16 protein-coding genes are annotated in these 14,863 nt (G+C 47.5%); 9 read left to right on the forward strand and 7 right to left on the reverse strand.

What is annotated here, in order from left to right; all coding sequences use genetic code 11:
* Positions 1–111: 111 nt before the first annotated feature.
* Together GJV52_RS06205 and GJV52_RS06210 are read right to left on the reverse strand one after the other, a co-directional pair.
* Positions 112–789 (reverse strand): IS1595-like element ISNme3 family transposase, encoded by a 678-nt coding sequence (locus GJV52_RS06205; protein WP_095503842.1) that lies wholly within the window; start codon positions 787–789, stop codon positions 112–114.
* 264 nt (positions 790–1,053) lie between these two features.
* A complete protein-coding gene (locus GJV52_RS06210) occupies positions 1,054–1,542 on the reverse strand; it encodes a hypothetical protein (RefSeq protein ID WP_095502338.1) in 489 nt (162 codons plus the stop codon).
* Between the two features lie 297 nt (positions 1,543–1,839).
* Between GJV52_RS06210 and pyk the strand changes: the two genes are divergently transcribed.
* Positions 1,840–3,312 (forward strand): pyruvate kinase, encoded by a 1,473-nt coding sequence (gene pyk, locus GJV52_RS06215; protein ID WP_095502337.1) that lies wholly within the window; start codon positions 1,840–1,842, stop codon positions 3,310–3,312.
* Between the two features lie 201 nt (positions 3,313–3,513).
* Positions 3,514–4,953, forward strand: a complete 1,440-nt coding sequence (locus tag GJV52_RS06220) for an OmpP1/FadL family transporter (RefSeq protein WP_195690071.1) — start codon at positions 3,514–3,516, stop codon at positions 4,951–4,953.
* A 119-nt stretch (positions 4,954–5,072) separates the two neighbouring features.
* On the opposite strand, the gene GJV52_RS13085 is transcribed toward GJV52_RS06220, so the two are convergent.
* Together GJV52_RS13085 and GJV52_RS06225 are read right to left on the reverse strand one after the other, a co-directional pair.
* Entirely contained in the window at positions 5,073–5,210 is a 138-nt protein-coding gene (locus tag GJV52_RS13085; RefSeq protein WP_195690072.1) for a hypothetical protein, read from the reverse strand.
* A gap of 69 nt (positions 5,211–5,279) precedes the next feature.
* Entirely contained in the window at positions 5,280–6,110 is an 831-nt protein-coding gene (locus GJV52_RS06225) for a GNAT family N-acetyltransferase (protein WP_100564467.1), read from the reverse strand.
* Positions 6,111–6,490: 380 nt separating this feature from the next.
* On the opposite strand from GJV52_RS06225, the gene GJV52_RS06230 reads away from it, so the two are divergent.
* Complete coding sequence (locus tag GJV52_RS06230; RefSeq protein ID WP_095502334.1) at positions 6,491–6,829, forward strand: P-II family nitrogen regulator; 339 nt, start codon at positions 6,491–6,493, stop codon at positions 6,827–6,829.
* 62 nt (positions 6,830–6,891) lie between these two features.
* Entirely contained in the window at positions 6,892–8,196 is a 1,305-nt protein-coding gene (locus tag GJV52_RS06235; protein WP_100564465.1) for an ammonium transporter, read from the forward strand.
* Between the two features lie 38 nt (positions 8,197–8,234).
* Here GJV52_RS06235 and GJV52_RS06240 read toward each other — a convergent pair whose 3' ends face one another.
* Positions 8,235–8,564 carry a hypothetical protein gene (locus GJV52_RS06240; protein ID WP_100564463.1) on the reverse strand — a complete coding sequence of 110 codons (330 nt, stop codon included), beginning with the start codon at positions 8,562–8,564 and terminating at the stop codon, positions 8,235–8,237.
* Between the two features lie 346 nt (positions 8,565–8,910).
* Between GJV52_RS06240 and pyrB the strand changes: the two genes are divergently transcribed.
* From pyrB to GJV52_RS06260, 4 genes are all read left to right on the forward strand, one after another.
* Complete coding sequence (gene pyrB, locus GJV52_RS06245; protein WP_095502331.1) at positions 8,911–9,831, forward strand: aspartate carbamoyltransferase; 921 nt, start codon at positions 8,911–8,913, stop codon at positions 9,829–9,831.
* 10 nt (positions 9,832–9,841) lie between these two features.
* Entirely contained in the window at positions 9,842–10,300 is a 459-nt protein-coding gene (pyrI, locus tag GJV52_RS06250) for an aspartate carbamoyltransferase regulatory subunit (RefSeq protein WP_095502330.1), read from the forward strand.
* 155 nt (positions 10,301–10,455) lie between these two features.
* Positions 10,456–11,103, forward strand: coding sequence for a hypothetical protein (locus tag GJV52_RS06255; RefSeq protein ID WP_100564461.1), 648 nt, complete (start codon positions 10,456–10,458; stop codon positions 11,101–11,103).
* 128 nt (positions 11,104–11,231) lie between these two features.
* The gene (locus GJV52_RS06260) at positions 11,232–11,657 is read left to right on the forward strand and encodes a hypothetical protein (RefSeq protein ID WP_100564459.1); all 426 of its coding nucleotides are present in this window, start codon (positions 11,232–11,234) and stop codon (positions 11,655–11,657) included.
* 70 nt (positions 11,658–11,727) lie between these two features.
* Here the strand turns inward: GJV52_RS06260 and GJV52_RS06265 are convergent, their stop codons facing one another.
* Positions 11,728–12,687 carry an IS30 family transposase gene (locus tag GJV52_RS06265; RefSeq protein WP_154212855.1) on the reverse strand — a complete coding sequence of 320 codons (960 nt, stop codon included), beginning with the start codon at positions 12,685–12,687 and terminating at the stop codon, positions 11,728–11,730.
* Positions 12,688–12,805: 118 nt separating this feature from the next.
* Positions 12,806–14,077: a LysM peptidoglycan-binding domain-containing protein gene (locus GJV52_RS06270; RefSeq protein WP_100564317.1), complete on the reverse strand. Its 1,272-nt coding sequence runs from the start codon at positions 14,075–14,077 to the stop codon at positions 12,806–12,808.
* 274 nt (positions 14,078–14,351) lie between these two features.
* Here GJV52_RS06270 and def point away from each other — a divergent pair, with 274 nt between their 5' ends.
* A complete protein-coding gene (def, locus tag GJV52_RS06275; protein ID WP_095501944.1) occupies positions 14,352–14,855 on the forward strand; it encodes a peptide deformylase in 504 nt (167 codons plus the stop codon).
* Positions 14,856–14,863: the final 8 nt, after the last annotated feature.

The raw sequence follows: 14,863 nt of genomic DNA on the forward strand, positions 1-14,863 counted from the left end.
TGAGAAAGAAGGACGCCGTCTGAAATACTTATTGGGTTCAGACGGCTTTTTGTTTGAGAGAGCAAAGGTTTATTTAAACAAAAATCGTTAGGGGCTTAGGAAGCAAAAATATTAAATTGGGTTATTTCGAAGCATCTTCATTAATATTTTACCTAAATCTTCATGCCGGTGGTTAAACCTAAACTCCGTTTCTTTGAGATGCAGATAAAACATCTCTTTGGAAATACCATGAAATTTAGCCAAACGCCCCTTAGCATAACTCCAAAAAGATTCAATACCATTGATATGTTGCTTTCCTCGAGCAAACTCATTGGAACCATGATGGACACGGTAATGCTTCTCATAGCCCATATCGACAAGACCGTCATATGCTTTCCAGCCGTCAGTATTGATTTCACTGTCAGCAGATATGTGACCACGTATGACCTTGATTAGTGAGGCTTTCGAAGCGTCGGGAACGATTTCCGTATAGACCACGCCATTGCGTTTCAGTATGCCAAATACGATGGTTTTACCTGACGCTCCGCGACCGCGCTTACCCCTGATACGTCGCGCACCAAAGTAAGATTCATCTAATTCGACCACACCGGACAGTGGTGAGCTTTGTTCGCACAGAGCAGCAATCCTGTGTCTGATTTTCAGGAAAATAGGATTGATACTGCGTACACTAATGCCGGTCATTTTAGCAGTATCGGAAGCGGTCAAATCAAGAGCGAAACAGCGGATTATTTCTCTAAACTTTTGCTCTGAAATTTTGCTGAACTTTTGATACTTATTTTTTAGTTTCATATTAGGAGCTTATCAGGTTTTTTGATGATTTTGCTTCCTAAGCCCCATCGTTAATCGCTTATATTCAAATAGGTTTGTTTGACTTAAAGAATATCGTTAGAGATAACGTGATCATCATGACTATCGCACTATTATTATTTTAGCAATACAAAAAGCCGTCTGAAATCATTGTTTCAGACGGCTTTTTGCATAAAAACTATTCAGCAAGTCACTGTCTCTATGAACAAATATTTATGCTGATTTTTTAAGCTTCTGCGCTTCATGTTAGGTTTGGGCGCTCGGTGCAGGTAAAGCTTTATGTAAGCGATACCAACCAAATAAGCGATATAAGCAAAGTAAAGCAATGGCCGGTAAGCATAGGGCGCTGATTAAATAGCGGATATTGTTAAAATTGAATACATTATCGCCGGATAAAAGCGATGTGATTGCCCAAAACCACTCCCATAGCGAGGGCAGACTAAACGCTAATACGGCAATCAGCCCTAATGTTCTGAAAATGCCGATGGGTAAGATTTTTTTTTGTAATACGGTTCGGTTGAGTTGTAATAGAACGATTAAGCCAAAGCCAATGATGAGAATCATCCCGCCATTGGAGACAACCTGCAGGCTGCTGAAAGCAATATCGGGTGTAACGGTGTCGGTTTGTGCTTGGCTGGATTGACGATTCATGCTTTGGGAAATATTTAAACCGAGGCCGTAAATCATGTCTGCTAGAATAATCCAAATCGGGAGAGAGGTAAGTAAGCGGTTCATTATTGATGAAAAATTAATGTATAAATTACAAAAATATAATACATTATTCAGTACAAATTTGGCTATTTGCCCATGTAAAAAATATGTATTAAGTGACAAACTATAATGGTTTATGTGCTATTTGATAAAAGTATGCCGTTGCAGCAGGCTATAAATTTTACTTTGCGATGGCAAGATTGAAAAAGATTACTAAAAGTTTGGTTTGAATCACAAATTCTGTAATTTTATACCAAAATAAAAGAATTTCAGGTTACAATTTGTTTCTTAATAACAGTAGGCTTACCAGAAAGGATGTCAATGAATACCGTCAAACGTGACTTAACCCGTATCAGCCACAATACTAAAATTGTGGCCACCTTGGGCCCCGGTAGTAATGATGTTCAATTGCTTGAAGACATGATTCGTGTGGGTGGCTTGAATGTCGTTCGTTTTAATTTCAGCCATGGCACCGCAGAATTTCATCAAGAAAATGCGCGCATTGTGCGTGAGGCAGCCAAACGTTCCGGACAAGAAATTGCGATTTTAGCCGACTTGCAAGGGCCTAAAATCCGTGTAGGTAAAATTGCCGGTGGCAGCATTCAGTTGAATCAGGGTGAAAAACTGGTTTTGGATGCGGCGCTGGAAGAAGAAGGTACGCGTGAAGCGGTGGGTTTGGATTACCGTGATTTACCGAATGATGTGAAGCCGGGTGATGTATTGTGGTTGGATGATGGCTTATTGACGTTGACCGTGGATTCAGTTGAAGGAAGTAAAATTATTACAACTGTGGCTAATAGTCATGTATTAAAAAGCAACAAAGGCATCAATAAGCCGGGTGGCGGTTTGTCGGCCGGTGCGTTAACCGAAAAAGATTTCCGCGATTTGAAAACCGCCATTGCCATTGGTTGCGATTATTTAGCCATCAGCTTTGTTAAATCGGCTGAAGATTTGCATCTTGCCCGTGCCAAAGTGGAAGAAGAAATGCAGGGTAGCAATGCAGTTCGTCCGGGCTTGGTATCAAAAATCGAACGCGTGGAAGCGATTGAAAACTTGGATGAAATTATTCTCGCTTCAGATGGCATTATGGTAGCACGTGGTGATTTGGCGGTAGAAGTTGGCCATGCGGCGGTGCCTGCACTGCAAAAACGCATGATTCGCCGTGCGCGTGAATTGCGCCGTTTCAGCATTACTGCTACTCAAATGATGGAAAGCATGATCACCAATCCGGTACCAACCCGCGCCGAAGTGAGTGATGTGGCCAATGCCGTATTGGATGGTACTGATGCCGTGATGTGTTCGGCAGAAACCGCAGTAGGTGCGTATCCGTTTGAAACCGTGACCCAAATGGCGATGATTTGTGCCGCGGCGGAAAAAGAGCAAGATTCGTTGAACGGCGTTTCTGAAGTGATTGAAGAAAAAGAAGCCGTCAGCACCAACTTGGCAATTGCCACCGGTGCGGTCAGCGTGGCGCGCGCTGTGCATGCCAAAGCGATTGTAGCTTTGACCGAAAGCGGTTCGACTGCTTTTGAAATCAGCCGTCACAATATCCAATTGCCGATTTTTGCGTTGACCCCAAGCATTTCGGCACAGCGCCGCATGGCCATGTATCGTGGTGTGCGTCCGATGATTTTGGCAACCAGCACCGACCACAATACCGCCCTGAACGAAGTGGAAGCCACCTTAATCGAGCACAATATTTTGAAATCTGGTGATCAATACATCATCACCAGCGGTTCGAAAATGCGTGAATCTGGTTCGACCAATATGCTGGAAGTGTTGCAAGTGAAGTAACTTTATGCCCGAAAGCAGGCTGTTTCAGCCTGCTTTTTTTGTGTTTTGCATAAAAGTAACACAATGTAATCGATAGATAGACAAAATGTAGAAAAAACTGTTATTCGCGCATAAGCTATTATAAAATCGAGCAGATACACTAATTTAAGTACACGGTCGTTTCAGACGGCCTTTTTTATGTTTTACGATACGATATTCATTATGGAAAAGTCTTTGAAAAAAATCAGCTTGGGCGTGGCCCTGGCATTTGCAGCCACCGCCGCCCAAGCTTCCGGCTATCATTTCGGTACCCAATCGGTAACCGCCCAAAGCACGGCCAATGCCGCCGCTGCCGAAGCGGCTGATGCCTCCACCATTTTCTACAATCCGGCCGGTTTGACTAAGCTGGAAAACCATGAAATTACCGCTACCATCAATGCCGTGGCGCCACACATCAAATACAGTGATGCCGAAGCGACTTATCGCCGTGGCGGTAAGGTAAACGGTGAAACCGGTGGCAAAATCACCGACGATATTGTGATTGCCCCGCATGTTTACGGCGCTTATAAAGTGAATGATGATGTCACCGTCGGTGTGGGCATGTATGTGCCGTTTGGCTCGTCAACCGAATACAGTAAAGATTCGGTATTGCGCCATCATTTAAACCAATTAGGCTTGACCACCATTGCCGTTGAGCCGGTGGTGGCCTATCAATTCCATCCGCAACATTCGATTGGTGTCGGTGCGATTGCTCAATATTCGACTGCGGAATTGCGTAAATATGCTGACTGGGATGCCAGTGGAGGGGTGAGTGAGAAAGCAGGATTCGATGCTACCGGCCACGCCGATGGCCATGCTGAAGTAAAAGGCAAAGACTGGGGCTTTGGCTACCAATTGGCGTGGATGTGGGATGTGAATGACCGTACTCGTGTCGGTGTGAATTACCGTTCGAAAGTTAGCCATACGCTTAAAGGTACGGCTGATTGGTATGCTGATGGAGCGGCTGTCAGTACGCCAAATCCTGTATTGGGCGGTCAATCGCTTTATGGTGCGGTTATTGGCCAGCCGACTTCACTCAATGCCGGTACGCCATTGGAGGGCCGTGGCTATGTGCCACATGAAAAAGCCTCAGTTAAAATCGTGACGCCTGAATCTTTGTCGGTGCACGGCATGTATAAAGCCACCGATAAGCTGAACCTGTTTGGTGATGTGACTTGGACGCGCCACAGCCGCTTCAACAAAGCCGAACTGGTCTTTGAAAACACCAAAAACATTGGCGGCGGCAACAAATCCGACCGCACCATCATCACCCCAAACTGGCGCAACACCTACAAAGTGGCCATCGGCGGTTCATACCAATACAGCGAGCCTTTACAACTGCGTGCCGGTATCGCCTTTGATCAAAGCCCGGTACGTGGTGCCGAAAGCCGCTTGAATACCTTGCCTGACGGCAACCGCATTTGGTATTCGGTGGGTGCCAAATACCAATACCGCAAAAACCATGTCTTCGACGTGGCCTACAGCCATATCCACATCAATGACACCAGTTTTAATGCAGCAGCGTCAACTGGTGACAATGTCGACAGCAAAGGCGCGGCAACGGCGAAATTCAACAATTATGCCAATATTTTAGGTGTGCAATACAGCTATAAATTCCGCTAAGATTGGAATAAACTAATTGTGCTGGTAATACAAACAAGCCGTCTGAAAAGGAAAAATTCTTTTCAGACGGCTTGTTTTATCGTTATCTCATTTCAAATCTGCTGGAAACACGCAAAAGATTAATTGCCGATGCGTGTGTGTGTAGTTTCCACGCCTGTTTTGATTTCGCCATACATTTCCGAGCTGCTGTTGCCCGATAAGCCACCGGCACAGGCAGAGAGCAGTAAAGCCAAGCCGATGGTGAGAAAAGTTTTCATGTTTTTTCCTTTATGATTCAATGTGATTTTAGCTAAAAGGCCGTCTGAAAGTTCAGACGGCCTTTGTGTTTATTTGGCGTCGCTGCGGAAATGATAGGCGCTGATTTCAAAACCGTTTTTGAAATACAGGCGGTGCGCATTCACGCGGTCTTGGCTGACATGCACATTTAGGTGGATTTTGGTTGCACCGACTTTGCCGCCGATTTTGCGCACTTCATCCAACAGGCGTGAAGCATAACCTTTGCGGCGGCTTTGCGGCATGGTAACGATGTCGTCGATGTGAATATGATGGCCGCTGGCCAGATTGTAGGTTTCATGAAAACCGACCACGGCCACGGCATTGTGTTTGCCTTCTTCAAAAATACCGAACAGGCGGTAACCGGCTGGGCGTTGTTGCTGATTAACTTGTTCGACAAAGCGGTTGATGTCGGTCAGGTTGGCGCGCAACATGCTTAAGGCAGCAAAGGCAGTGGCGGTTTCATCCGGCATGATTTCGCGCAACACGCTGTTGTCGGTAGCGGTAGCTTCACGTTGGGATTCGGCGGCGTGTTTCTCTTCAATCGCCTGCGTCAGCATCACTTTTTCATCAGGGTTGTTTTGCGCGGCTTGTTCTTCCAGTAAGGCTTTGCAGTCAATGATGCGTAAATCGTTATCGGAAGCGAAATCCATCAGAAAGCGGAACATCGGCGGATTGATGGTTTCCAGTTCTTTATCCACCGCCACGCAGCGTACTTTATCCACCAAAATCGGCCGTACCCATTTTGAGTAAGACAAGCGGTTGTCTTTGTCGAACGAAGACAGAATACCGCACAAACGTTCCGACCAGTCGCTCGGGCGGAAAACGCGGCCGGAGCTGGTGGTGCCATGAATGACAACTTCGTAAGGATTGCAAACTAACATGGTGTCTTCCTGAAAGATTGGTTCTTCACGAATTATAACTGACTAAGCGGCTTTTCTTCAAAACATTGCGGTAAAAAATTTTTACAAAATCAATAAGATTTGGTTGTGTGGGATCAAACTTCAGACGGCGAGCAGAAAAAAATCAAGGAATTTAAACCATAGTATGGCTTTATTTTTCATATAAATTTCATAATTTTCTTTATTTTTTAGCAGCCCGTTTCTTGTTATTATTTTTATTTTAAATAAAAACAAATTCTTAACTTATATTTTACGGGCGAGGGGATAATTTTATTTGTACAATTGTCAACAATATATTGCATCTTAGGTTAAATGAGTGTAATGTTTAATTACGTTAAATTGTTGACAATCTTGGAGGCGAGATGAAAAAAATTACGGCAATGATCAAACCTTTTAAATTGGACGATATGCGTGAAGCGCTCAGCAACATCGGTGTACACGGCATGACGGTCAGTGAGGTGAAAGGCTTCGGCCGCCAAAAAGGGCATACCGAAGTGTATCGCGGGGCGGAATATGCGGTGGATTTCATGCCCAAGGTGAAAGTGGAAATCGTGGCGGAAGACGAACGGGTTGGTCAAATCGTCGACATGATTTTGGAAACAGCGCGTACGGGTAAAGTCGGTGACGGCAAGATTTTTGTTGAAGCGGTTGAGCAGGTGATCCGTATCCGTACAGGCGAAACCGGCAACGAGGCCGTCTGAATCTGCAAGCATTGTTCAGACGGTCTGCAGCAAATCATCGAGAAGAAGAAAAGGACAAAAACATGAAAAAATTGGTATGGATGGCGGGTTTTTTACCCGCAGGTGCGATGGCGCACAATTTGGATTGGTGGCAACCGTTCAGCGCCATCGATTCGGGTGATACGGCTTGGGTGATGATGGCGGCGGCTTTGGTGCTGTTTATGACGCTGCCCGGCTTGGCTTTGTTTTACGGCGGCATGGTGCGCAAGAAAAACCTGCTCTCTACCATGATGCACAGTTTTTCCATCGCGGCTTTAATCAGCGTATTGTGGGTGGTGGCCGGTTATTCGTTGGCGTTTACGCCGGGCAATGCCTTTATCGGCGGCTTTGATCGGTTGTTTCTCAACGGCATGAGCATGGACATGGCCAAAGAGATGGTGACCGTATCGCCAAATGCAGGCTCGATTCCGGAAACGGTGTTTATGTTTTTCCAAATGACGTTTGCCATCATTTCCACTGCCATCATCACCGGCGCGTTTGCCGAGCGCATGAAATATTCGGCGATGATGCTGTTTTCCGGCATATGGTTTCTGCTGGTGTATGTGCCGACCGCGCATTGGGTATGGGGCGGCGGCTTTATGAGTGAAGGCGGCGTGTTTGATTACGCGGGCGGCACAGTGGTGCACATCAATGCCGGTGTGGCCGGCTTGGTAGCAGCGTTGGTGTTGGGCAAACGCGTGGGCTATGGCCGCGAAGCCATGCCGCCGCACAATATGGCTTTGACCTTAATCGGCGCGGCGATGTTGTGGTTTGGCTGGTTTGGTTTCAATGCCGGTTCGGCGGTGGCAGCCAATGCTTCGGCAGGCATGGCGATGGCGGTGACACAAATTTCGACCGCATTCGGTGCCATCACTTGGCTGATTTGTGAAAAACTGGCCGGACACAAACCTTCCGCGCTGGGTCTGGCTTCGGGCGCGGTGGCCGGTTTGGTCGGCATTACTCCGGCTGCAGGTTTTGTGGCAACCGGCGGTGCGATCATTATCGGTGTGGTGACGGCAATAGCGTGTTATGTGGCTGTAGCAGTGATTAAGCGCAAACTGGGCTATGACGATTCGCTTGATGCCTTCGGTATTCACGGTTTTGGCGGCATTGTTGGCGCAATCTTAACCGGCTTGGTGTTCGACAACCAAATCTTCGGCGGCGATGCGACCATTGGTTCGCAAGTGTGGATTCAAACCAAAGATGCCTTGACCACCATTGTGTACAGCGGCGTGATGAGCTGGGTGATTTTGAGAATCGTCGGCAAAATCTGTGGCGGCTTGCGTGTCGATAGAGACACCGAACGCGAAGGCTTGGATTTGACCATTCACGGTGAACGTGTTGAATAATTAAGAAAGGCCGTCTGAAATTCAGACGGCCTTTTATATTATTGAACAGGTTTCACTTCACGACACGCATTCACCGCGGCTTGTGTGCGGGCTTCGATATTTGGCAGCGGTATGCCGATAGACGCATTTTTTATTTCTTCGCGGGTAATCGAATCGGCCAGCTTCAGGCTGGCGCATTCACATAAGGCTTTGATTTCGGCTGTGTCGCCGCCGGCAGAATCCAAGCAGGATTGGGTGCTGCTTTTGATAAAGCCTCCACGAAAACCGGTGTAAAATTCTTCGTTGTCGGTGTAGGATTTGGCCGCTTCTTGCGAGCAGGCGGTGAGGGTCAGGACGAGTGCCAATGGCAGCAGAAAACGGAAACGCATCGTTTTTCCTTGGGGAAACATAAAAACCGATTATAGAGTAAAACCGCAGGTTTTTGCCATTTCAGACGGCCTGCTTGATGCGAATCAGGCCGTCTGAAAAAACACCTTGAAAAGCCATGGTGAATCTGTGCACACAGGCTGGGGATATGCGATAATAAGGCCGTCTGAACCCTCCGCATGTAACGGCGCACCATGAACACACAGCTTTCAGTTGACTGCTTTGCGATTGCTGCTTTCGCGGCGGCCTGATTGTTTCCATTTTCCCGCACGGCGGGTTTTTTTATGGACATTTCAGCCGCTCATTACCGTGTGCCGCGCCATCTTGACATTGGAAAAAGGAAACCCCATGCCCAATCCGCTTTATCGTCAAAACGTCATTTCCATCGCCGATTTGACCACGCCGCAGCTGGAATTGCTGCTCAATACCGCCTTGAAACTCAAAGCCGAGCCGCGCAGCGATTTGCTGGAAGGCAAATTAATCGGGTCGTGCTTTTTCGAGCCGTCCACGCGCACGCGTTTGTCTTTTGAAACCGCCGTACAGCGTTTGGGCGGGAAGGTCATCGGTTTTGCCGATGGTGCCAATACCAGTGCGAAAAAAGGCGAAACGTTGGCGGACACGGCGCGCATTATTTCCAGCTACACCGATGCGATTATCCAACGCCATCCAAAAGACGGTGCTGCGCGCGTGTTGGCCGAGTTTTCCGCTGTGCCGGTGATTAATGCGGGCGATGGCACCAACCAACACCCAAGCCAAACTTTGCTTGATTTGGTAACGATTTTTGAAACACAAGGCCGTCTGAATGGCTTGAAAGTGGCCATGTGCGGCGATTTGAAATATGGCCGCACCGTGCATTCTTTGTGCCAAGCCTTGAAGCGTTGGGGCTGTGAATTTGCGTTTGTGTCGCCGCCGAGCTTGGCCATGCCGGAATACATCACCGAAGAATTGGACGAAGCCGGTTGCACGCATCAGATTTTTGCCACTTTGGAAGAAGCGGTTGAGTGGGCGGATATTCTCTACATGACCCGCGTGCAGCGCGAGCGTTTCGACGAGCAGGAATTTGCCAAAATCCAAGGCAAATTCAATTTGGACGCATCAATGCTGGCCAACGCCAAACCCAATTTGCGCGTGTTGCATCCTTTGCCGCGTGTGGATGAAATCCACCCAAATGTCGATGCCACGCCGCATGCCTATTATTTTGAACAGGCCACCAACGGCGTGTATGCACGCATGGCGATTTTGTCGCTGGTATTGAACGAAGAAGTGTAAGGAGCGCGCAATGGAAAAAAAACAATACAGCGTCGAAGCGATTCAAAACGGCACGGTTATCGACCACATTCCCGCCGGCAAAGGCTTGGCGATTTTGCGCCAGTTTAAATTGCTGCATTACGGCAGCGCGGTCACCGTGGGCTTCAACCTGCCGAGTAAGACACAGGGCAGTAAAGACATCATCAAAATCACCGGCGTGTGGCTGGACGACACCGCCGCCAACCGCTTGGCTTTGTTTGCGCCCGAAGCGGTGGTGAATGTGATTGAAGATTTTAAGGTGGTATCAAAACGCCACTTGACCATGCCGTCTGAAATCAGCGAAGTGTTCCGCTGCCCGAACACCAATTGCGCCAGCCACGGCGAGCCGGTAAAAAGCCGTTTCTATGTGCGCACCCACAATGGCCAAACACGTTTGAAATGCCATTATTGCGAAAAAACCTTCTCGCGCGAATCGGTGGCCGAAGCCTAAGACAAGCGGCTTTCAGCCATACTCGGCAATTATTCTAAAAAAACGACCGCATGGCATAAATGCTTAAATCATAAACAGATAGTCTGTTAGAATAAAGGCCGTCTGAAACATCGTATGACTGTTCAGACGGCCTTTTAACCACACACGGGAAAACCATGAATTCATCTTTTCAACGCCGTTTTGCGCCGATTTTATATGTCTTGATTTTCTTCGCCGGATTTTTTACCGCCTGCTTGTGGTTCAATCCGCAAGATTATTTGGCCAATCTGCCGCTGACCTTAATCGCTATTGCCGCCGTAGCCTTTATTTGGCTGATTTATGCCGTGGTTTCTGTGCGCGCCAACCAGCGCCGTGAAATGCTGTATCGTGAAAGCCTGATTCAGAAAGAAAGCGTGCATCCGGTGTTGCATGCTGCGATTCACCGTGTGGAAGACCGGCCGGAAATGCTGGTGTTGGCCGTGCGCAATTATGGCAAAGGCATGGCGGAAAAGGTCAAAATGCGCGTGGAAGCCACGCCTGATCAGCCGTGCAGCCAAGCCGTTACACAAGCTATGGCACAGCTTCCGGCCGTAGCGGAAGGCATCGACCACTTAGCCTCGGGCGAAACCTATGGCGGTATTTTTGCCGACAGCCGTATGTTGGTCACCGATTTGCCCAACCAAGAATTCAGCGGTGTGGTGCGCGTGACGGTGACGTGTGAAAACACCTTCGGCGATGCCTGTTCTTCCGAAACCGTGTTGGATTTAAGCCTGCTCAACAGCGGCCTTACGGAAGACAAGCCGCGCAAAAAATTATTGTATTGATTTAACCGATTACACAGCCAAGTTAACAAAGAAATGATTTAAGCTTGCGGCTGGATAACGGTTTGCTTTCAGACGGCCTGATTCCTGTGAAGATGTCAGGCCGTCTGAATCATTTTTAGGAGAGTTGAATGTTAAGTCTGACGACGATTATCATCGCGGTAGCCGTGACCGCGGTGTTGTTGGTGATTACCTTAGTCGCCCCCAATCCGATTACCGGTATCATGGTGCTGGTGTTTGGTGCGCTGATTTATTTTGTGTTGTGGCCAAAATACGAAGGCGGCCAGCAAGCCCAAGCGCAAGGTGTGGAAATTCAGGCAGCGGTGCAGGAAGTGCGGCATTGGAACAGCGGCATGCGCAACAGTCAGGGGGATAAATACGAAATCATCGCGCTGGCACCCAATCCCTACAACGGCAAAATGCAGCAATTTGTCAGTCCGCCGATGACCACCGATCCCGAGCCTTATCTGCAAGATACGGTCACTGTGAAAGTTGATTGGTCGAACCCGAAAGCGTATATTATGGATTTATCGTTTTTGCCGTTTAAAGTGCATTAAATTAAGCCATAAGAAAAGGCCGTCTGAAAAAATTTCAGACGGCCTTACATTCGCATTTCAAGTGCAACGCTCAAATGCCATTGGCAAGGGCTGCTGAAAACAGATCACCCGGTGTCTCATAGTCCAATGTCTTTCTCGGTCGGCGGTTAAGGGCCTCCTCAACCGCTTTAATCTTTTTAGCACCCAGTTTCCTAAAATCCGTCCCCTTTGGGAAGTATTGTCTGATCAGCCCGTTGGTATTCTCCACCAAGCCTTTTTCCCAAGAATGGTATGGACGGCAGAAGTAAGTTTCCGCACCCAGGGCTTTGGCAAAGGTTTTATGTCGGTAAAACTCTTTACCGTTATCCAAAGTAATCGTTTGAATGATATCTTTAAACGGCTTCAATGCCCGAATCACTACCCGGGCTACATCTTCTGCTTTGAAATTGCTGATTTTGCGGATAACGACAAATTTGGTTTTTCTTTCAACAGCAACCACCAGTCCGCTTTTTTGATCTTTACCGACAATGGTGTCCATCTCGAAATCGCCGACCCGCTCTTTTTGATCGACAATGGCAGGTCTGTGTTCAATGTCGGTTCTGTCCGGTACGCTGCCTTTTGTCCATGCACCGCTGCCGTATTGTCTGCGGTAGGGTTTGGAAACGATACGCAGATGGGTGTACAGGTCGCCGCCGTTTTGACGGTCTTTGGCGAGATAGCGGTAAAGGGTGCTGTGGTGCAGTTTGATGTGTTGATGTTTCAGCAGGTAGCCGCAGACTTGTTCGGGGCTGTATTTTTGGGTAATCAGTTTGTTAACAGTCTGTTTGACGGCAGTAGTCAGTTTGGTTGGCTTTTTGTTTTTCTTTTTAACTTCGCTTTGCTGTTGTGCTTTTCGGTAACAGTAGGTTCCGTTGACGGAATGCCGTCTGATTTCCCGACTGACGGTGGCGGGATGACAACCGATGTTCTGTGCGATTTGGTTTAGGGGTAGGTTGCGGTAATGTCTGGAAATGTAGTATCTTTGGTGTGAGGTCAGTTGTGTGTAGGTCATATTGCAATCTTTCTTGTCAGGAAAGGCAGTATACTACCGCATACTGGCCTTTTCTGTTATTGGAAATTGCACTTGTTAGGCGAATGTAAGGGCCTTTGATTCATTTAAACATTACAGTTTATTTGATGTTGCTATGGATATTGTATTGATTGTATTCGGTGTCATGTGAGTCTTGTGGTTCATTGCGAACATGTGGTTTATCATCTGCCATGTTGTCAAGGTCGCGACCTGGATTAGAAACCGTATCGCCAATATTAATATTGGTTAGGCTCTCCAAAATAATTGCTGAAGACAAGTTTTGGCTGGTACGGTAAACCATGGCTAAACCCACTTCTTCCGCAGGAATAGAGACATATTTCACAACGCTCTTACGACTTTTTTCACTATTTTCTAGGTCAACCCGAGTTTGGCGACTACGCTTGTAAAGGCTGACAACAGTGCCTTTATCAATACCATCGGCTTCGCCTTTGTTAATAGTAACGGTTTGGAATTGACCTGCTTCGCTTACGCCTTCAAAGATAGAAACGATTTTGCCATCAATAGCTTGTTCCGGTGCATGCGGCATCATGTGGAAACTGTCCGTCTCGCCATTAAGTTTTAGCAGAAAATCGCCTTTACGGATTTCGGAGATTGCTTCTTCAACCACCATCGGCTGAGCAGTTTGTGTCGGCACTTTAAGAAGCGGATGATTGCGTGTAAAGTATTCGCCTTCTTTCAAATAAAACGTATCTTCATCAGAAGCGGCTTCAAGTGCGCTATTGGTGTAAGGTAGGGTGCTGACAATACCGCTAAAAGCGACTTCCTGACCTAAGAATTTTTTGGTTACAGGGTCGGTAATATCTTTGAGAGCGCGGTAAACCAAATAACGGCCGGGTTCGGTAATGCCGTAAGCGTAAACGCGGTTGCCTTTGGTATAAAGCAAGCGGCTGTCAGGACCTTCAATCAATCTCGGTGCATCTTGGGTCTGTAATTGGCCAATTACTTGAGGATGCTTCATAAACAAGCGGTAGAAATTCACGTTCACAGTCGGAATGCCGTAGCCTGACGTTTCGCGGATGCGCGGGCTGAGTTTGATGGTCGGAATGCCGTCTGAACCCATGCTTGAGCTTTCAAAACCCAAGCGCGGTTGGCCGTTGACGTAGCGCAACACCAACACCTGACCCGGATAAATCAAATGCGGATTGCGGATTTCGCTGCGGTTGGCTCCCCAAAGGCGGTTCCATTGCCATGGGCTGTAGAGATATTTGCCTGAAATGCCCCATAACGTGTCGCCCGGTTTGACTACATAGCGTTGCGGCGCATTCGGGCGCACTTTCAACGCCGCTGCATGAACTTGGGCAGAAATTGCCACGCCTGCCATGCAAAGCAGGGTTATAATACGTTTTTGCATAACCGTTCCCCTTGAAAATAATGCGGTTTGTCATCAATTTAGCTGAATCAAGAATGCGTCAATCGTGGCGTGAAAAATAACAATGGGCGTGAAGCAGGCTACTGTGTTAGAATTTGCCTATTGATATTTATTCGGCGATAAACTGAGTCAAAATTCATAAAACGCTATTTTATCATTGAATGTTACCGTCATTCTAGAAATAATGGCGTTGCCCCGATAAAGCGTATCAAAGTACATACACAAATTTACTGTTTCCGATTGAGAAGATAAAAAAATGGCATTGTTAAACATCCTCCAATATCCAGATGAACGCCTGCACACGGTCGCCCAGCCGGTAGCCGAAATTGATGAGCGCATCCAAACTTTAGTGAAAGACATGTTTGAAACCATGTACGAAGCGCGCGGCATCGGCTTGGCGGCAACGCAGGTTGACGTGCACGAGCGCGTGGTAGTGATGGATTTGACCGAAGACAAAAGCGAACCGCGCGTGTTCATCAATCCCGTCATCATTGAAAAAGAAGGCGAAACCACTTACGAAGAAGGCTGCCTGTCGGTGCCCGGCATTTACGACACCGTTACCCGCGCCGAACGCGTCAAAGTAGAAGCGTTGGACGAAAAAGGCGAAAAATTCACCCTTGAAACAGACGGCCTGCTGGCAATTTGTATTCAGCACGAACTCGACCACCTGATGGGTAAAGTGTTTGTCGAACATTTGTCGCAGCTGAAGCAAAACCGCATCAAAACCAAGCTGAAAAAACGCCAAAAACACAACCTGTAATCAGGATG

Source organism: Neisseria brasiliensis (assembly GCF_009671065.1).
GTDB lineage: Bacteria > Pseudomonadota > Gammaproteobacteria > Burkholderiales > Neisseriaceae > Neisseria > Neisseria brasiliensis.